Origin of the sequence: Kribbella sp. NPDC051770, assembly GCF_040681455.1 — a bacterium.
GTDB lineage: Bacteria > Actinomycetota > Actinomycetes > Propionibacteriales > Kribbellaceae > Kribbella.
Window position 1 is genome coordinate 287,491 of sequence record NZ_JBFAYT010000002.1, and the last position, 18,163, is coordinate 305,653.

Consider the following 18,163-nt stretch of genomic DNA (forward strand, 5'->3'; position numbering starts at 1 on the left):
GAGGCGCCGATGAGTTCCGAGCAGCCCGGCCGGGGCCCGGTGCCGCACGGTCACGTGACGCTCAGCCAGGTCGCGCGCCGGGCCGGTGTCTCGGCCCAGTCGGTCTCCAACGCGCTGAACAACCCCGCCCGGCTGGCACCGGCCACCCTCGAGCGCATCCTCGCGACCGTCGCCGAGCTCGGCTACGAGCCGAACCTGTCCGCGCGGGCGCTGCGCAACCGCAGCTCGCACCTGATCGCGTTCAAGGTCCGCCCGTCGCGGCCGGACAAGGCGTCGCTGCTGATGGACGAGTTCCTGTACGCGCTGAACGCGGCCGCCGTCGCGGCCGGCTACCACCTGATCCTGTGCCACGCCGAGGGCGACAGCCTGGCCGAGGAGATCAAGGCGTACCGGAACCTGCTGACCAAGGTCTCGGTCGACGCGTTCGTGCTGGCCGAGACGCACCGCAACGACGACCGGGTCGCGGCGCTGCGGTCCTGGGGCGTGCCGTTCGCGACCTTCGGCCGGTCCTGGGACGGCGACGACGAGACCGCCTGGGTCGATGTCGACGGCCGCGCGGGGACCCGGGCCGCGACCGAGCACGTCGCCGCTCAGGGGCACCGGCGGATCGGTCACCTGGGCTGGCCGGTCGAGTCCGAGATCGGCCAGGAGCGCCGGGCCGGATGGTTCGAGGCGTGCACCGAGCGCGGGCTGGACACCGATCTCGAGGTGGCGGTGCCGGACACGCTCGAGGACGGCCGCCAGGCCACGCACCGGATGCTCGACGCGACGCGGCCCGCCACGGCCTTCGTCTGCGCGTCCGACACGCTGGCTCTGGGCGTACTGCGCGCGCTGCACGAGCGCGGGCTGCGCCCGGGCGCCGACGTGGCGGTCACCGGCTTCGACGACTCGCCCACCGCCGCGCTGGTCAGCCCCGGGCTGACGACGCTGCGGCAGCCGATCGACCTGGTCGGGCGGCAGCTCATCGAGTCCGTCGAGAACCTGATCGCGGGCGACCCGCGTACCCCACGGCACCTGTTGCTGCAGCCCGAGCTGATCGTCCGCGGCTCCAGCCTGCCGGGCCCCGGCGCCCCCTAGTACCGGCCGGGCCCGCCCTGGCCCGGTGAACCGCCCGTCCACCGGAACACCCTTGCGAAGGGACACAAGATGAGGCCTGGACCCCGCCTGCTCGCGGCGGTCGCTGCCGGAGCGCTGCTGCTGCCGGCTGCCATTTCGTTGCCTGCGGCACCAGCCGCGGCAGCGCCCGCCGATCCGTTCGTCGTGACCACCGAGACCCTGCCGAGCGGCACCGCCACCGCCGGCCGGGCCGACCTGACCGCCGACGGCACCCTGGACTGGGTGCACGTCACCGGCGACGGTGTCGAGCGCAAGGCGGCCGTGCCACCGTCCATCACCGTCGACGACCTCAACCCGGCCGCCGCCCGGACGACACTCGGCGACAGCCCGCTGACCTTCCGCTGGTCCGACGGCACCACCACCGCGTCGACCCCGGGCGTCACCACCGGCGGCGTCTTCCACTACGACGACACGACGGTCGGCCCGACCACCGGTCACGACGCCGGCTACCGGATCACCGTCCCCGCCGCCGCGTCCGCGCGCCGGCTCGTCGTCGTCGGCGGCATCTGGCAGGCCCGCGGCACAGTGACGGTCGCCGCGGCCGGCGGCGCCGGTACGCCGTACACGGCCTCGATCGGTGCGACCGACCGGGCCACGGCCAAGCGCTACACGGTGACGATCCGCCCTGGTGAAGGCGTCGTCATCACGACCAGGTTCACCGAGAAGCTGACCGCGAACGGGAACCTTTCGCTGTCCGCCGCGACCCTCGCGCCGATCGGGTCAGGCCGGAGCTTCACCTCCACGGCCGCCCCGGCCGCGCTCGACCTGACCGCCGACGGCCCGGCCGACTGGCTGCACCTGGACGGACCGACGATCAACCGCCGGGCCGGCGTACCGGACACGACCGCGCGCCTCGCGGTCGCGAACCGGCAGACCGGTGCGGCGATCGGTACCCAGACCGACAACCCGGTCAGCTACTCGTGGACCGACGGCACCCCGAGCACGACCCAGCCCGCGACCCGGCACGGCGGCATCTTCTTCGCCGACGGCACCAACCCGGACCTGCTGAACGTCGACCTGACCGATGCCTACGGCTACGACCTCACCGTCCCCGCGGCTCCGAACCCGCGCACGATCCGGCTGGTGTCCGGCGTCTGGCAGGCCTCGGCCACGGTGACGGTCCACCTGAACGGCGCTGCCGAGCCCTCGTTCACCAGCTCCGACCTCGTCGCCGGCGGCGCGTCCGTCACGCGGCTGTTCGAGCTGACGCTCGAGGCCGGCGACTCGGCGCGGGTCAGCGCACAGCTCGACCGCAAGACCCACGAGTCCGGCAACGTGACGCTCGCGGCCGTCACCCTCGCCGACGCTTCGGGCGCCGGGTACCGCGCGCAGACCACGGCGCTGCTCGACCGCATCGCGGCCGCCGACACGTCCAACGCGAGCGACTCCGCGCTGCGGCAGCTCACCGCCGAGGTCGCCGCGGCCAAGGCCACGCTCGCGAACACCTCGGCCTCGCGCGACGAGCTGCGGCTGTCGTACCTCCTGCTTCGCGCCGCGTACGACGACGCGGTCGCCTCCGCGGCGGCCGCGGAGTACACCAGCGTCACCAACCCGGGGCTGACGTCCTCGTTCGGCTGGGAGGGCGACCTGAACGCGCCGATCGCGTTCATCGACGGCAGCTACCGGCTGCGCAGCCGCAACGACGCGATGATCACCTTCGGCGTACCGAACATCCCGGGCAAGATCAAGTGGACCAACGCCGAGGGGTACCTGCCGGCCTTCGTCAGCGAGTACAGCAAGGACGGACTGCGCTTCCGGGTGCAGAACTTCGCCGACCTGGTCGTTGCTGATGGCAACCGGTTCGAGATCGCCTACTCACGGATGACGGTCACCAACACGACCAAGTCAGTGGCCCGTCTGCCGCGGGTCTCGACCCTGCTCACCCCGCTGAACGCGGCGGCGGAACCGACCGTGACGACGATCGGCGCAGGCCGGACCGTGGTCCGCGACTACGCGGTCGCCGCCGACCGCTTCGGCGGCAGCTACGACTGGCCGACCAGCACGCAGCTGCGCCGGTTCGGTGGGTACGACCAGCACTACGCGCACATGCGCAAGTACTGGAACACCCGGCTGTCCGCGATCGCGAACATCACCGAGCTGCCCGACCAGCGCCTCGTCAACGCGTACAAGGCCGGCTACATCTACACGCTGATCATCCGCGACGACATCGACGGCAGGAAGGAGCTGCACGTCGGCGAGAACGGCTACGACGAGATGTTCGACCACGACACGATCGGCATCGTCGCCAACCTGCTGACGATCGGCGACTTCACCTACGCGCGCGACTACCTCGCGACGCTGCCCGCGCAGCTCCAGTACGACGACGCCAAGTGGAAGTACAGCTGGCCGTACGCGCTCTACCTGCAGCGCACCGGCGACAAGACGTTCGTCCGGCAGCAGTTCGAGACGATCAGGAAGAACACGCACACGATCGAGACCGACCGGATCGACGGCGGCACCGGGATCATCAAGCAGACCGTCGCGATCGACTCGCTCGGCTACTGGACGATCGACAACTGGTCCGCGCTGGCCGGCCTCACGACGTACCGGTACCTCGCGACCGCGCTCGGCGAGACCGCCGAGGCGAACTGGGCCAAGGCCGAGTACGACGACCTGCTGCGCGTCGCCACCGCCCGGATCGAGCAGACCATGCGGCAGTACGACCTGGACTACCTGCCGATCTCGATGGTCGAACCGAACGAGACCGGACCGCGCAAGGACCCGCGGGACGCGAACTGGGCCTCGATGTTCCTGTTCGGCCGCTGGGCCTGGGACGGGTACCTGTTCGGCGCCGAGCAGACCGGGACGATGTTCGGCAAGATCGACGACACCTACACGCACGGCTTCGAGCGCCGGCAGGACGTGTCCGACTCGATCTACAACTTCGGCGGCTACCCGCACGGGTACTACTCCAGCGCCTACAACGCCGGGTACGGCAGCGCCGCGCTGCGCGGTGAGCAGTACCGCGACCTCGGCATCAAGGCGTACCAGTACATGATCGACAAGACGATGAGCGGCCCGTTCGGCTGGTGGGAGGGTGTCGACTACCCGAGCCCGAGCTCGCCGTGGGACATCGAGCACGCCCGCGGGGGCGGCGGCTCCAACCAGCACATGTGGGGCCAGTCGACGGCGACCAAGGTGCTGTTCGACTCGCTGATCGCGGAGAAGGCCGACGGCACCGTGATCCTCGGGCGCGGGGTGCCGAACGAGTGGGTGCGGGCGCACCAGAAGATCGCACTCGACCGGTACCCGGTCGCCGGAGGCCGCATCGGCTACCGGATGACCAGCACCGGTCGCGAGGTGTCGATCCAGCTGACCGGTGACGTGCGCGCGGTCAAGGGCTACAGCATCGAGCTGCCCGGGCTGCGGGACAACGTCGCGAAGGTGTCGGTGCGGGGCGCCTCGGTCGATCAGGGCGGCGGCAAGGTCACGCTGCCGGCCGGGACCCGGCACGTGACGATCACCCTGCGGCACACCGTGTGACCCGCGGCCGGGACGGCCTCTCGCTCAGAGGCCGTCCCGGTCGTGCCAGTGGGCCTGCCAGCGCTGGTCGACGGGCAGCTCGGCGGGCTGGTAGCGGATGTCGGTGGACAGCCGGACCCGGTCGTCGACGTTGTCGAGGGCCGCGTGCACGGTGTGCGCGGTGTGGATCATCACGTCGCCGGCCCGGTAGTCGGCGACCAGCCAGCGGGCGTCGTACTCCTCCGCGAGCGCGGGCAGGTCGGCGGTGATCGACGCGGCCGGGCGCTTGAGGCGCCCTTCGGCCTCCTCGCGCAGGACGCGGTGATGGCTGCCCTCGAGGTACGTCAGCCCGCCGCGCTCGACCGGGCAGTCGCCGAGCGGGATCCATGCGGAGAGGACCTGGTCGGTGCCTTCGCGCAGGTAGACGAGGTCGTAGTGGGCCTGCGTGGCGGTGCCGATGCCGTTCTCGCCGGGGGCGGTGTGGCGGATGATCTTGCGGCGGTGCAGGAAGACCTCCGCGCCGAAGAACCACGCGAACCAGCCCCGGATCGCTTCCTGGCGGCAGAACGCGTCGTACTCCGGGCCTGGCACGACCTCTTTGAACAGAACCTCACGGAGCTGCTCCCGCTCGACGCTCTGCGGCCGGCCCTCACCATCGGCCACTTTGGTCCGGGCGAAGTAGTACTTCCGAAAGTCGTCACTCACCTCAGGCGTGAGCAGTCCACTCAGGAAGAGATAGCCGTCCCGCCACAACCGCGCTCGCAGCGCCTCACGATCCGCGCGCTCGTTCTCCGGCACCGGGACCAGTCGTCCCAGCCGCCGCTCGTCCAGTTCGTACCCGTTGGAAGTCAGCACCCCTTCAGTTGACCTGCTCGCGGCGGTTGGCGGAATGGACACTTCGCATCGTCTTCTTGGACTCTTGTCCGTATGACCGACTGGTCGATCTACCTGACGCCCAACGACGTCCAGCGCCGACTTGGACTCTTCTGCCTCGGCGCCGGCGAGCAGGAGAACCCCGCCCGTCCGTCCCCCGAACGCGCCCTCGGCTGCCACGCCGCCGTCCTGGTCCGCCGCGGTCGCGGCCACCTCCTGCACGGCTCCGACCGCCGGCTCCACGAGATCACCGCCCCGGCGCTGCTCTGGCTCTTCCCCGGCGTACTGCACGCGTACCGGCCGAGCACCACCTGGCAGCAGTCCTGGGTCCTCTTCGGCGGCCCCGCGGCCGACGCGCTCGTCGAGCTCGGCCATCTCGACCCCGCGCACCCCGTACGCCGGTACGCCGACCCGCGCCCCGTCGACCGCACCTTCACCAAGCTCCTCCGCACCGCGCGCACCGGCGGCCCCGACGTCAACCTGATCGCCGCCCTCTACGAGCTCACCGGCCTCGCCGACCCGCCCGCCGGCGACCTCGTCGCCCGCCTCCGCGCGCTCGCGACCCGCCCGCTGTCCATCGCGGAGTACGCCGCCGAGCTCGGCCTGACCGTGCCCGAGCTGCGCGACGCCGTCCGGCTATCGACCGGAACCACGCCGCAGGAGGTGATCCTGACCACGCGGCTGAACGCCGCGAAGGCGCTGCTGGCCGAGACCGATCTCCCGGTCGCGACCGTCGCGCGCGAGGTCGGGTACGACGACCCGGCGTACTTCAGCAGGCTGTTCGCGGCCCGGACCGGGCAACCGCCGCGCACGTTCCGGCGGATTGGTTCGATCCAGGTCGCGAATTCCTCCTTTCGGCGGAGGCCCGAGCCTGGCGCGGTCTGAAAGTCTTGGGCCAAACCGTTCGCTGGGGTGAGGTGTGAACACCGCGCGGACGGATACGGTCGTGCCATGAGTCAACCGCAGCCCATCGACCCCCGCCTGGTCGGCCGCAAGCCCGTCCGCCCGAAGAAGCGGCGCAGCCTGCTCGGACGCCTGATCGGCCTGGTCATCCTGCTGTTCGTGCTGACCCTGATCGTCGTCCCGCTCTACGCGTGGAGCCGGATCGACAAGGTCGACGCGTTCCCGACCGGCAAGCGCGCCGCCGAGGGGCCCGGTACGACGTACCTGATGGTCGGCTCGGACAGCCGCGAGGGACTGAGCGCCGAGGAGAAGAAGAAGCTCGGCACCGGCACCGTCGGCGGCAGCCGGACCGACACGATCATCCTGCTGCACGTCCCCGACTCCGGACCGCCGGCGCTGATCAGCGTCCCGCGGGACAGCTGGGTCGAGGTCCCCGGCAAGGGCAACGAGAAGATCAACGCCGCCTTCGGCAACGGGAACCCCAAGCTGCTGGTGCAGACGCTGGAGAACTACACCGGCCTGCGGATCGACCACTACGTCGAGATCGGCTTCGGCGGGTTCGCCTCGATCATCGACAGCGTCGGCGGCGTCAACGTCTGCCTGGACAAGCCGATGAAGGACCAGAAGGCGCACATCAACCTCCCGAAGGGCTGCCAGGACCTGGACGGCCCCAAGGCGCTCGGCTACGTGCGGTCCCGCTACGTCGACAAGCTCGGCGACCTCGGCCGGGCCAACCGCCAGCGCGAGGTGATCGGCCTGGTCGCCGACAAGGCGGTGTCCTGGCAGACCTTCGTGAACCCCGTCCGGTACTACCGGATCGGCACCTCGAGCGCCGACGCGCTCACCGTCGACGAGCAGATGGGCCCGTTCGACCTGGCCAAGTTCGCGCTCGCGATGCGCAAGGTCGCCGGCGGCGGTGACGGCGTCTCGCTCACCATGCCGGTGAAGAACCCGAACGCCCGCCGCAACGGCCAGAGCGTCGTCCTGCTCGACGACGCGAAGGTGAAGGCGCTCGTGAAGGCGTTGAAGGCCGGTCAGACCGCAGGCTTGAAGAGCAGCTGACCCGGGCACCTGACGATCATGATGACCCTGGACGACCTGGCCGCGTTGCGCTTCTCGTACGACGCGGTCGGGTCGACCCGTTTCGACCAGACCCCCGACGGCTACCACCGCCTCGACCTGCGCACCCGGATCGGCGAGGGCACCAAACTCTTCGAACGCGCCGGCGACGTCGTCACCACCTGGCAGATGCACCGCGCCGCCGGCATCCGCATCTGGGCCACCGACACCCCCGCCACCATCGGCACCAACTGCCTGGGCCGCCTCGGCCCGATCCCGATCCCCTGCCGCGTCGTCTGGACCGTCGCCGACGAAACCCAGACCGGCTTCGCCTACGGCACCCTCCCCGGCCACCCCGAGTCCGGCGAGGAGTCCTTCCTGGTGACGCAGGAGCCCGACGGCGTCTGGTTCACCCTCCGCTCCTACAGCCACCCCGCCACCTGGTACACCAAACTGGCCGGCCCGCTGTCCCGCACCACCCAGCAGATCTTCGCCCGCCGCTACACCAAAGCCGTCCAGCACCTGGTCGCATAGCAAAGGCCCCGCGAGCTCATACCTTCGCGGGGCCGCCGACAGTTCTACCGGACCATCCCAAACCTCCGGGGAACCGACACGCCAACATCCGGCGGACTCCTGCCCCCGGCGTGCACGTGACGGTGCGTGCTGGGATGCTGTCGCAGGTGAGCAAACCGTTGGATGAACTGATGGCGGCCGACTGGGCCGAGGCGTTGCAGCCGGTGGGGGACACCGTGGCGCGGATGGGGGAGTTCCTGCGGCAGGAGATCGCTGCGGGGCGGCCTTATCTGCCGGCCGGGGAGAACGTGCTGCGGGCGTTCCAGCGGCCGCTCGCGGACGTGCGGGTGCTGGTGGTCGGGCAGGATCCGTACCCGACGCCGGGGCATCCGGTGGGGTTGAGTTTCTCGGTGGCGCCGGACGTGCGGCCGGTGCCGCGGAGTCTGGTGAACATCTACAAGGAGCTGATGGCCGACGTCGGCGTCGACAAGCCGTCGAACGGTGACCTGACGCCGTGGGCCGACCAGGGTGTCCTGATGCTCAACAGGGTGCTCACCGTGCAGCCGGGGAAGCCGGGGTCGCACCGCGGGAAGGGGTGGGAGGCCGTCACCGAGCAGGCGATCCACTCGCTGGTGAAGCGTGGGGGCCCGCTGGTCGCGATCCTGTGGGGGCGCGACGCGCAGACACTCAAGCCGATGCTCGGCAGTACGCCGTACGTCGAGAGCGCGCACCCGAGCCCGATGTCGGCCGACCGGGGGTTCTTCGGGTCGAAGCCGTTCAGCCGGGTGAACGCCCTGCTCGAGCAGCAGGGCGGTTCGGCTATCGACTGGCGTCTTCCGTAGCGGTACCCGTCCAGCTGTGCCAGAGCTGCGCATAGCGTCCACCGGACGCCAGCAGCTCGGCATGCGTGCCCGACTCGACCAGGCGGCCCTGGTCCATCACCACGATCCGGTCCGCCTGCTCTGCCTGTGTCAGCCGGTGCGCAACGACCAGCGTCGTACGCCCCTCGGTCGCTGCCGCACTGGCTCGCTCCAGCTCCCGCGCACCAGCTGAGCCCGCCTCGGCCGTCGCCTCGTCCAGTACGGCGACCGCCGGGTCAGCAAGCACCAGTCGAGCCAGCGCAACCTGCTGCGCCTGCGCACCGGTCAACTGCTCGCCGTTCTCACCCACCTGGGTGTCCAGCCCGTCCGGCAACGCCCTGACCCACGCCAGCGCGCCAACGCGCTCCAGCGCGGCCTCTACCTCCTCGACAGTCGCATCAGCCCGAGCCAGCCGCACGTCGTCCACCAGCGCGCCGGAGAACACGTGCACCTCCTGGCTGAGCAGGGCGACGTACGAACGCGTCCGGGCCTCGCCGAGCTCCCGGATGTCCACACCGCCAATCCGCACCACACCAGCGGTAGGCACCAGAACCCCAGCGGCCACAGCGGCCAGCGTCGTCTTCCCTGCTCCACTGGCACCGACCAGTGCGACCCGCTCCCCCGGCAGCAGCTTCAGCGACGCGCCGTCGACCACCAGCGGCCCGTCGTACGAGTGCTGGACGTCTACCAGCTCCAGCGTCGCGTCAGCCGGCTCCCGACCACCAGGCGGCTCAGCAACCGTCGGAATCTCCACGACCCCGGCCAGCCGCGCCAACCCGGCCGCAGCGGTCTGCACGGCGTCGAACTCCATCAGCAGCGCGCCGATCGGGTTGAACAGCCGGTGGAAGTACAACGCAGCCGCCGTCACCGCACCGACCGTCACCAGATCGCCGCGCACCAGGAAGAAGCCGGCGGTCAGGATCGCGGTCAGCCCGACGAACTCGGCGTGGTTGATCCGCGACGAGAAGAAGCTGAACAGCTTGAAGACGTTCAGCGAGAGATCACGGGCGACGGCCGAGCGGTCGCGGATGCGCTCCAGCTGCGTGTCCTCGAGCCGGTACGCGCGCACGGTCGCACTGCCGCGCAGCGAGGTGATGATCGCCTCCGAGCGCTCGCCGAGCGCAGCGCGCTCGCGGGCGTAGAAAGGCGCGGAGCGCGGCAGGTACCAGCGCAGCGCCCACAGGTACATCGGCACCGACAGCGGCCCCGCGACACCGAGTCGCCAGTCGAGCGCGAACAGCCCGGCCGCCGTCAGCACGATCGTCAGCGAGGCGGAGAGCAGAATCGGCCCGATCTCGGTCAGCGCCGCAGCCACGGACGAGACGTCGTCACCCACGCGGGACAGGAGATCCCCGGTCCGCACCTTGTCGAGCACCGGCGCCGGCAGCTGCAGCACCCGGTCGAGCACCTTCTCCCGCAGCCGCGCCAGCACGGTCTCCCCGACCCGCGCCACCAGCGTCACGCCGACCGCCGTCAGCCCGCCGGACAGCAGCGCTCCACCAGCGATCAGCAGCACCACCCGTACGACGGCCGACTGGTCGGCACCCGAGGCGATGTCGTCCACCAACACACCAAGCGCCCAAGGCGCGACCAGCCCAGCAGCACTGGCCACGGTGATCACGACGGCAGCAACCAGAGAGGTCCCCGGCAACTGCCGAATCTCACGCCAGAGAACCGACCATGTCGCTCGGGGTCCAGCGATCGGAAGCAGCTCAGGCTCACTCATCGCAGCACCGCCTCGGCGTACGCAGCATCCTCGGCGGCCAGTTCCGCATGCGTGCCTGAGGCAACAACCGCGCCCTCGGACAGCACCACCACCCGATGCATCTTCCCCAGCAGCGCCGGGCTGCTCGTCAGCACCAGCGTCCCCAGAGAAGCAACCCCACGCACCTCAGCCAGCCCCTCCGCCAGCACCTCCTCCGTCACCGCATCCACCGCCGTACTGGGATCGTGCAGCACCAGCAACGGCGGCGAGGCGAGCAACGCCCGCGCAAGACCCAGCCGCTGCCGCTGACCACCAGAGAGCGTCCGCCCCCGATCAGACAGCGGATGGTCCAGCCCGTCGGCATGCGCCTCGATCACATCCGTCGCCGCGGCAGCGCCGACGACCCTGCGCAACGCAGCATCATCAGCAGCCGACCCAGCCAACAGGTTGCTCCGCAACGTCCCCTCAAACAAGTCGGTGTCGTGCTGCTCCACCAGTACCGACCGCCGCAGCAAGTCGATGTCCAGCTCCTCCATCACCTGCCCACCAACAGCAACCGACCCGCTGTGCTCCGGCGCCCGCCCGGAAACGACCGCCAGCAGGGCGTCCGCGTCCCGCGGGTCGTAGCAGAGCACTCCAACGAGCTCACCCCGCCCAACAGCCAGCGACACCCCGGACAGCGTCTTGTGCCCCACCGCGTCCAGCTCCAGCAGCGGCCCGTCAACAGCCACCGACTCAACAGCACCCGTCACCATCAACGGCGGCGACCCCAGCACCGACGCCAGCCGCGCAGCAGAGGCCCGCGCCATCGCCAGCACCTGGCTGACGTACCCCAACGTCCCCACCGGCTCAGCAACGAACTGCGCCAACCCGACAACAGTGATCAGCTCACCGATCGAGATCCGCCCGTTCAACGCGAACCACCCAGCCACGCCGGCAACAGCCGCCAGCAGCAACCCACTGGCAGCAGTAGTCACCCCGTCCTGCAGCCCATTGGTCGATGCAGCCTTCAGCGTCGCCCGCAGCGTCTCCTGCGACGACCGCCGGTACCGCTCAGCCGCGTTGTGCTGCGCACCGATCCCCCGCAACGCCCGCAGCCCGCTCACCAGGTCAGTCGCCAGCGCAGTGGTGTCCGCCACCGACTCCTGCTGAGTAGAGGTCCGCCGAGTCAGCAGCGGCGACAGCGTCTGGATCCCCACCACCAGCAGCGGTACCCCGACCAGCACACCAAGCCCCAGCGGCACGTCGATCAGCAGCAGCACCACCGACGACACCACCAGCGCCGTAGTAGCCGCCGTACCGATCGCCAGCGCCCGCATGATCAGCGCGGCCTTCTCCGCATCCGACGTGGCGATCGACAGCAGCTCACCCGCCCGCATCCCCGTCCGGTGCCCCCGCGGGTCCAGCACCCGCTGCGCGACCTCCAGCCGCAACTGATGCATCTCGTACTCCGCGGACCGCACCCCCTGCCGGGCGCCGGTCTTCCAAGCCGTCGACAGTACGGCGAACAGCCCCGCCATCATCAGCAGGCACCACAGCAGCGGCTCCAGCCGCCCGGTGGACACCGCCTTGTCGACGAAGATCCCGATCGTCACCGGCACCGCCGCCTCGGTCGCCTGGTGCAGCGACAGCCAGAACACCCCCAGCGCGAGCCGCTTGCGGTGCCGGCCGACGGCGCGGCGCAGCACCTGGCCGCCAGTCACCGTCTCCCCCACTTGGTACGTCACGAACAGACTCTCCCCACAGGACGGACTAGACAGGTAAGCCCACCCTAACCTCCGCCCGCCGGGAACGGTTCCGGCACGAGATCCGCCGATCGATTGACACCGCCCGCGAGGCCCCGTACGGTCTCGCGGTAATAGGAAACTTTCCTAACAGTTGGCGGGAATCGGCACGGCACCCGCATCAGACGGCCGAAGGAGGGCAGGGTTAGCTCATGGCCAGTACACCCGGCACTCCCCGGCTGCTCCGCGCGATGAACGACCGCGCCGCTCTCGACCTGCTGCTCGCCCAGGGACCGCTGTCCCGGACGACCCTCGGCAACCTGACCGGCCTCTCCAAGCCGACCGCCTCCCAGCTGCTGTCCCGCCTGGAGAACGTCGGCCTGGTCCGCCCGAGCGGCACCAGCGCCGGCCGGCCCGGCCCGAACGCGCAGCTGTACGAGATCAACGGCGGCATCGCGTACGTCGCCGGCCTGGACGTCACGCCGACCCGGATCCGCTCGGCGGTCGCCGACCTGACCGGCAACGTCGTCGGCCGCTACGAGCTGCCAACCCCCGGCCGCAGCGCCAAGGGCACCGTCGAGCGGGTCGTGAAGGCCGTCGAGGGCGCGCTCGGCGAGGCCGGGCTGACCAAGGACCGCCTGCACCGCGTCTCGATCGGTACGCCGGGCGGTTTCGACCCGACGACCGGCCGGCTGCGCTACGCGATGCACCTGCCGGGCTGGCACGCGCCGCACCTGCTCGAGGAGCTGGCCGCCGCCATCGCCGTACCGCTCGATGTCGAGAACGACGTGAACCTGGCCGCCGTCGCCGAGCAGCGCGTCGGCCACGCCGCGGACAGCGACAACTTCGTGCTGCTCTGGGGCGAGGAAGGCATCGGCGCCGCGATCGTGATCGGCGGCCGGCTGGTCCGCGGCGCGACCGGCGGCGCGGGCGAGGTCGCCTTCCTGCCGCTGCCCGGTACGCCGCTGGTCCGCAACGTCGGCCGCAACAACGCCGGTGGCTTCCAGGAGCTGGCCGGTGGCGAACCGGTCCTGGCCCTGGCCCGCTCGCACGGCCTCAAAGCCCGTACGCCGGAAGCCGCGATCGCCGCCGCCCTGGACACCCCGGGCGCCGGTGACACCGTCCTGGCCGAGTTCGCCCACCGCCTCGCGGTCGGTCTGGCCGCCGTCGTGGCGGTCGTCGACCCCGAACTGATCGTCCTGGCCGGCGGCGTGATCACCGCCGGCGGGGAGCGCCTGCGCGGCCTGATCCAGGAGGAGCTGGCCGAGCTGGCCGTCCCCCGGCCGCGGCTGCTGATGACCGCCGTACCGAACGACCCTGTGCTGTCCGGGGCCCTGCAGTCCGCCCTGACCATCACCCGCGACGAAGTCTTCGACACTGCCGGCCCGACGAGCGGGGGCGGCACCGACTAGACCACCAGCACCACCCACCACCTTCCAACGGACAGGCGAGCGCCTGCTCCGGTGGATCCGTACGCGCCGAACCAGGGAGAACACGTCATGTCCCGAGTCCACAAGGTGGCACTCGCCGCCGCCGCGGTCGCGCTGCTCGCCACCGCCTGCACCGGCACGTCGACCGCGCCGCAGGCAGGAGACGACGCCACGCAGGAGACCACGATCACCTTCTGGCACGGCTGGTCCGCGCCCAGCGAGGCGGCCGCGATCGACGCCAACGTGAAGGCCTTCGAGGCCGCGCACCCGAACATCAAGGTCAAGGTCGTCGGCAACATCAACGACGACAAGATCAAGCAGGCGCTGCGGGCCGGCGGCCCGAACTCGCCGGACGTGGTCTCGTCGTTCACCACCGACAACGTCGGCACCTTCTGCCAGTCCAAGGTGTTCGCGGACCTGAAGCCGTTCCTGGAGAAGTCGTCGATCGACCTGGACAAGACCTTCCCGAAGGCGCTGCAGGACTACACCCAGTTCGAGGGCACGCGGTGCACGCTGCCGCTGCTCAACGACGCGTACGGCCTGTACTACAACAAGGACGCGTTCAAGGCGGCCGGGATCGCGGCCCCGCCGAAGACGCTGTCGGAGTTCGACGCCGCGGCCAAGAAGCTGACCAAGGCCAAGGGCGACAGCTTCAGCCAGCTCGGCTTCATGCCCAACTTCCACGGCTACGAGTCGACCACCACGCACTTCGCCGCGCAGTGGAACCCGACGTACTTCACCGCCGACGGCAAGTCGAACCTGGCCGCCGACCCGGCCTTCGGCAAGATGCTCACCTGGCAGAAGAACCTGGTCGCCGAGCTCGGCGGTTTCGCCAAGCTGGAGAAGTACCGGGCCACCTTCGGTGACGAGTTCGGCGCCAAGAACCCGTTCCACACCGGCCAGGTCGCGATGGCGATCGACGGCGAGTGGCGGCTCGGGATGGCCAAGGAGGCCGGCACCAAGTTCGAGATCGGCGTCGCGCCCTTCCCGGTCCCCGACGACCAGGCCGACACCTACGGCAAGGGCTACCTGTCCGGCACCATCATCGGGATCGCGAGCACCAGCCAGAAGCAGAACGCGGCCTGGGAGCTGGTCAAGTTCATGACCACCGACACCGACGCCGTGGTGAACTTCGCCAACGCGATCCACAACGTGCCGTCCACGCTGGAGGCGCTGAAGTCGCCGAAGCTGCAGGCCGACGACAACTTCAAGGTGTTCCTGGAGATCGCCCAGCACCCGAAGAGCAGCACCACCCCGGCCAGCCCGAACGGTGGCGCGTACCAGCTCACCCTGCAGGACTTCGGCTTCGCCTTCGAGGCCGGCAAGCAGACCGATCTGGCCGGCGGCCTGGCGAAGACCGACCAGCAGATCGACAAGGACCTCGCGCAGGCCAAGTGATGACAACCGTCTCCAGCGCGATCCCGTCGAGTCCCGGCCTGCGCAGTAAGCAGCGCCGGGACCGGCTCCGGATCCTCGCCTTCCTGTCCCCCTGGCTGATCGGCGTCAGCGTCTTCTTCCTCTACCCTCTGGTCTCGACGGTCTACTTCAGCTTCATGAAGTACGACGGGTTCACGCCGCCGACCTTCACCGGGCTGAAGAACTGGTCCTACGTCTTCAGCGACTACCCGTTCTTCTGGCCGGCCCTGCGCAACACGCTGTGGCTGGTGATCGTGATGGTCAGCCTGCGGGTCCTGTTCGGGCTCGGCATCGGGATGCTGATCACCAAGGTGAAGACCGGCGCCGGGCTGTTCCGGACCTTCTTCTACCTGCCCTACCTGGCCCCGCCGGTGGCCGCGACGATGGCGTTCGCGTTCCTGCTCAACCCCGGCACAGGCCCGGTGAACAACGTGCTCGGCAGCATCGGGCTCCCGCAGCCCGGCTGGTTCAACGACCCGTCCTGGTCGAAGCCGGCGCTGACGCTGCTGGCGCTGTGGGGCATCGGCGACCTGATGGTGATCTTCATGGCGTCGTTGCTCGACGTACCGAAGGACCAGTACGAGGCCGCGTCGCTGGACGGCGCGAGCGCGTGGCAGAAGTTCCGCTTCGTGACGCTGCCGAACATCTCGCCGATCGTGCTGTTCGCGGTGGTCACCGGGATCATCCAGACCATGCAGTACTACACCCAGCCACTGGTCGCCGGGAAGGTCGCCAGCGGCGTGATCGGTGGCTCCGGGCAACAGTTCCAGCCGGGCTACCCGGAGAACTCGACGCTGACGCTGCCGCAGCTGGTCTACAACCTCGGGTTCCAGCGCTTCGACACCGGCGGCGCCAGCGTGGTCGCCCTGGTCCTGTTCGCGCTCGCGATGGTGTTCACCGCCGTCCTGATGCGCCGCCGCAGCGGTTTCCTGGGCACGGACGACTGAGGGGTACGCCGAAACCATGACGATGACGACTTCCCTGTCCACCCCCGTCCCGATCACCGCGGCGGGACGTGAGGCCCGGCGTACCAGGTTCCTGAACTGGGTCGCCGTGCACTCGCTGGCGATCGTGGCCGCGCTGTTCTTCGTGCTGCCGTTCGTGTTCGTGGCGCTGACCGCGCTGATGAGCGACCAGCAGGCGCTGACCCGGAACCTGTGGCCGGACACCTTCCACTGGGAGAACCTGCGCACGGTGTGGGAGACGCCGGGCTTCCTGACCTGGTGGAAGAACACCCTCCTGTACGCCGGACTCGGCACCGCGCTGACGCTGCTGTCCAGCATCCCGGTCGCGTACGCGCTGGCCCGCTTCAAGTTCCGCGGCCGCAACGTCGCGCTGATGCTGGTGATCGCGACCATGATGCTGCCGCCGCAGGTGGTGATCGTGCCGATGTACCTGTTCTGGGCCAAGCAGCTGCACCTGTCCGGGACGCTGTGGCCGCTGATCATCCCGATGGCCTTCACCGACGCGTTCTCGATCTTCCTGCTCCGCCAGTTCCTGCTGACGATTCCCAAGGACTACGTCGACGCCGCCAAGGTGGACGGCTGCGGCGAGTTCAAGGCGCTGGTCCGGATCGTGCTGCCGATGGCCCGCCCGGCGATCGCCGCCGTCGCGCTGTTCCAGTTCTTCTACTGCTGGAACGACTACTTCGGCCCGCAGATATACGCCTCGGAGAACCCGGCCGCCTGGACCCTGAGCTACGGCCTGGAGTCCTTCAAGGGCGCCCACCACACCAACTGGAACCTCACGATGGCAGCGACCCTGCTGGTGATGGCACCGGTGATCATCCTGTTCTTCTTCGCCCAAAAGGCCTTCATCGAAGGCGTCACACTCACAGGGGTCAAAGGTTGAAACTCACAGTCGTAGGCGGCGGATCCACCTACACTCCCGAGCTGGTCGACGGGTTCGCGCGGCTGCGTGACTCGCTGCCGGTCGACGAACTGGTCCTGGTCGACCCGGCCGCGGACCGGCTCGAACTGGTCGGCGGGCTCGCGCAGCGGATCTTCGCCAAACAAGGACATCCCGGCAAGGTCACCACGACCAGCGACCTCGACGCCGGCATCGACGGCGCCGACGCCGTACTGCTGCAGCTGCGCGTCGGCGGTCAGGCCGCCCGGAACCAGGACGAGACCTGGCCGCTGGAGTGCGGCTGCGTCGGCCAGGAGACGACCGGCGCGGGCGGGCTCGCCAAGGCGTTGCGGACCGTGCCGGTGGTGCTCGACATCGCGGAGCGCGTACGGCGTTCGAACCCGGACGCGTGGATCGTCGACTTCACCAACCCGGTCGGCATCGTCACGCGGGCGCTGCTGTCCGAGGGCCACAAGGCCGTCGGGCTGTGCAACGTGGCGATCGGGTTCCAGCGACGGTTCGCGCGGCTGCTCGGCGTCACGCCGGAGCAGGTCGCGCTGGACCACGTCGGGCTGAACCACCTGACCTGGGAGCGCGCCGTACGGGTCGACGGTGTCGACCACCTGCCGTCGTTGCTCGTCGAGCACGTGGGCGATCTGGCGGCCGACCTCAAGCTGCCGGCTGAGCTGCTGCTGCAGTTGGGCGTCGTACCGTCGTACTACCTGCGCTACTTCTACGCGCATGACGAGGTCGTTCGCGAGCTGCTGGAGAAGCCGTCGCGGGCCGCCGAGGTCGCGGCGATCGAGAAGCAGCTGCTCGACCTGTACGCCGACCCGGCGCTGGACGAGAAGCCTGCTCTGCTGGAGCAGCGGGGCGGCGCTTACTACTCCGAGGCTGCGGTGGCGCTGGCGTCGTCGCTGCTGAACGACACCGGCGACGTGCAGGTGGTGAACACGCTGAACAACGGCGCGTTGCCGTTCCTGCCCGACGACGCGGTGATCGAGGTCCCGGCGACCGTCGGTGCCTCCGGCACGACACCGCTGCCGATCTCACCCCTCGAACCGCTGTACGCCGGGCTGGTGGCGAACGTCACGGCGTACGAGAATCTGGCTCTCGAAGCAGCTCTGAAGGGTGGTGCGGACCGCGTGTTCACGGCGTTGCTGGCACACCCGCTGATCGGGCAGATCGAGTACGCGCAGGCCCTCACCGACAAGTTGCTCGCCCACAACCGCGAGTACCTCCCGTGGGCGTGAC

At 69.9% G+C, this 18,163-nt stretch carries 14 protein-coding genes; 11 read left to right on the forward strand and 3 right to left on the reverse strand.

Annotation, left to right across the window (positions count from 1 at the left end):
* Positions 1-9: 9 nt before the first annotated feature.
* Both AB0M01_RS07990 and AB0M01_RS07995 read left to right on the forward strand, forming a co-directional pair.
* Positions 10-1,077, forward strand: coding sequence for a LacI family DNA-binding transcriptional regulator (locus AB0M01_RS07990; protein WP_363666762.1), 1,068 nt, complete (start codon positions 10-12; stop codon positions 1,075-1,077).
* 69 nt (positions 1,078-1,146) lie between these two features.
* Positions 1,147-4,599, forward strand: a complete 3,453-nt coding sequence (locus AB0M01_RS07995) for a sugar-binding protein (protein WP_363666764.1) — start codon at positions 1,147-1,149, stop codon at positions 4,597-4,599.
* A 24-nt stretch (positions 4,600-4,623) separates the two neighbouring features.
* On the opposite strand, the gene AB0M01_RS08000 is transcribed toward AB0M01_RS07995, so the two are convergent.
* On the reverse strand, positions 4,624-5,433 hold the full coding sequence (locus AB0M01_RS08000; RefSeq protein WP_363666766.1) for a phytanoyl-CoA dioxygenase family protein: 810 nt from the start codon (positions 5,431-5,433) through the stop codon (positions 4,624-4,626).
* Positions 5,434-5,505: 72 nt separating this feature from the next.
* On the opposite strand from AB0M01_RS08000, the gene AB0M01_RS08005 reads away from it, so the two are divergent.
* The 4 genes from AB0M01_RS08005 (at position 5,506) to AB0M01_RS08020 (ending at position 8,768) form a co-directional block, all read left to right on the forward strand.
* Positions 5,506-6,336, forward strand: coding sequence for an AraC family transcriptional regulator (locus tag AB0M01_RS08005; protein ID WP_363666768.1), 831 nt, complete (start codon positions 5,506-5,508; stop codon positions 6,334-6,336).
* Positions 6,337-6,402: 66 nt separating this feature from the next.
* Positions 6,403-7,416 (forward strand): LCP family protein, encoded by a 1,014-nt coding sequence (locus AB0M01_RS08010; RefSeq protein ID WP_363666770.1) that lies wholly within the window; start codon positions 6,403-6,405, stop codon positions 7,414-7,416.
* An 18-nt stretch (positions 7,417-7,434) separates the two neighbouring features.
* Complete coding sequence (locus tag AB0M01_RS08015; protein ID WP_363666772.1) at positions 7,435-7,947, forward strand: DUF1990 domain-containing protein; 513 nt, start codon at positions 7,435-7,437, stop codon at positions 7,945-7,947.
* A gap of 134 nt (positions 7,948-8,081) precedes the next feature.
* Positions 8,082-8,768, forward strand: a complete 687-nt coding sequence (locus AB0M01_RS08020) for a uracil-DNA glycosylase (RefSeq protein WP_363666774.1) — start codon at positions 8,082-8,084, stop codon at positions 8,766-8,768.
* Here AB0M01_RS08020 and AB0M01_RS08025 read toward each other — a convergent pair.
* Together AB0M01_RS08025 and AB0M01_RS08030 are read right to left on the reverse strand one after the other, a co-directional pair.
* Positions 8,746-10,437, reverse strand: a complete 1,692-nt coding sequence (locus AB0M01_RS08025; RefSeq protein ID WP_363666776.1) for an ABC transporter ATP-binding protein — start codon at positions 10,435-10,437, stop codon at positions 8,746-8,748. The genes AB0M01_RS08020 and AB0M01_RS08025 overlap by 23 nt on opposite strands.
* A gap of 71 nt (positions 10,438-10,508) precedes the next feature.
* Positions 10,509-12,218 (reverse strand): ABC transporter ATP-binding protein, encoded by a 1,710-nt coding sequence (locus AB0M01_RS08030; protein ID WP_363666778.1) that lies wholly within the window; start codon positions 12,216-12,218, stop codon positions 10,509-10,511.
* Positions 12,219-12,427: 209 nt separating this feature from the next.
* Here AB0M01_RS08030 and AB0M01_RS08035 point away from each other — a divergent pair, with 209 nt between their 5' ends.
* The 5 genes from AB0M01_RS08035 (at position 12,428) to AB0M01_RS08055 (ending at position 18,162) form a co-directional block, all read left to right on the forward strand.
* Positions 12,428-13,627 (forward strand): ROK family transcriptional regulator, encoded by a 1,200-nt coding sequence (locus AB0M01_RS08035; protein ID WP_363666780.1) that lies wholly within the window; start codon positions 12,428-12,430, stop codon positions 13,625-13,627.
* A gap of 87 nt (positions 13,628-13,714) precedes the next feature.
* Positions 13,715-15,043, forward strand: coding sequence for an ABC transporter substrate-binding protein (locus AB0M01_RS08040; protein ID WP_363666782.1), 1,329 nt, complete (start codon positions 13,715-13,717; stop codon positions 15,041-15,043).
* Positions 15,043-16,008, forward strand: a complete 966-nt coding sequence (locus AB0M01_RS08045) for a sugar ABC transporter permease (protein WP_363666784.1) — start codon at positions 15,043-15,045, stop codon at positions 16,006-16,008. The genes AB0M01_RS08040 and AB0M01_RS08045 overlap by 1 nt, the downstream gene beginning before the upstream one ends.
* Before the next feature lie 16 nt (positions 16,009-16,024).
* Positions 16,025-16,912: a carbohydrate ABC transporter permease gene (locus tag AB0M01_RS08050; protein WP_363666786.1), complete on the forward strand. Its 888-nt coding sequence runs from the start codon at positions 16,025-16,027 to the stop codon at positions 16,910-16,912.
* Positions 16,909-18,162, forward strand: coding sequence for a 6-phospho-beta-glucosidase (locus AB0M01_RS08055; protein WP_363666788.1), 1,254 nt, complete (start codon positions 16,909-16,911; stop codon positions 18,160-18,162). Before AB0M01_RS08050 ends, AB0M01_RS08055 begins: the two co-directional genes overlap by 4 nt.
* The last annotated feature ends 1 nt before the right edge of the window (position 18,163 follow it).

What these genes read in the sequence shown, in the direction of transcription:
- AB0M01_RS08050 (WP_363666786.1), top strand. Translation starts at nt 16,025, where the DNA reads ATGACGATGACGACTTCCCTGTCCACCCCCGTCCCGATCACCGCGGCG.
- AB0M01_RS08005 (WP_363666768.1), top strand. Translation starts at nt 5,506, where the DNA reads ATGACCGACTGGTCGATCTACCTGACGCCCAACGACGTCCAGCGCCGA.
- AB0M01_RS08045 (WP_363666784.1), top strand. Translation starts at nt 15,043, where the DNA reads ATGACAACCGTCTCCAGCGCGATCCCGTCGAGTCCCGGCCTGCGCAGT.
- AB0M01_RS08015 (WP_363666772.1), top strand. Translation starts at nt 7,435, where the DNA reads ATGATGACCCTGGACGACCTGGCCGCGTTGCGCTTCTCGTACGACGCG.
- AB0M01_RS08040 (WP_363666782.1), top strand. Translation starts at nt 13,715, where the DNA reads ATGTCCCGAGTCCACAAGGTGGCACTCGCCGCCGCCGCGGTCGCGCTG.
- AB0M01_RS08035 (WP_363666780.1), top strand. Translation starts at nt 12,428, where the DNA reads ATGGCCAGTACACCCGGCACTCCCCGGCTGCTCCGCGCGATGAACGAC.
- AB0M01_RS07990 (WP_363666762.1), top strand. Translation starts at nt 10, where the DNA reads ATGAGTTCCGAGCAGCCCGGCCGGGGCCCGGTGCCGCACGGTCACGTG.
- AB0M01_RS07995 (WP_363666764.1), top strand. Translation starts at nt 1,147, where the DNA reads ATGAGGCCTGGACCCCGCCTGCTCGCGGCGGTCGCTGCCGGAGCGCTG.
- AB0M01_RS08020 (WP_363666774.1), top strand. Translation starts at nt 8,082, where the DNA reads ATGCTGTCGCAGGTGAGCAAACCGTTGGATGAACTGATGGCGGCCGAC.
- AB0M01_RS08010 (WP_363666770.1), top strand. Translation starts at nt 6,403, where the DNA reads ATGAGTCAACCGCAGCCCATCGACCCCCGCCTGGTCGGCCGCAAGCCC.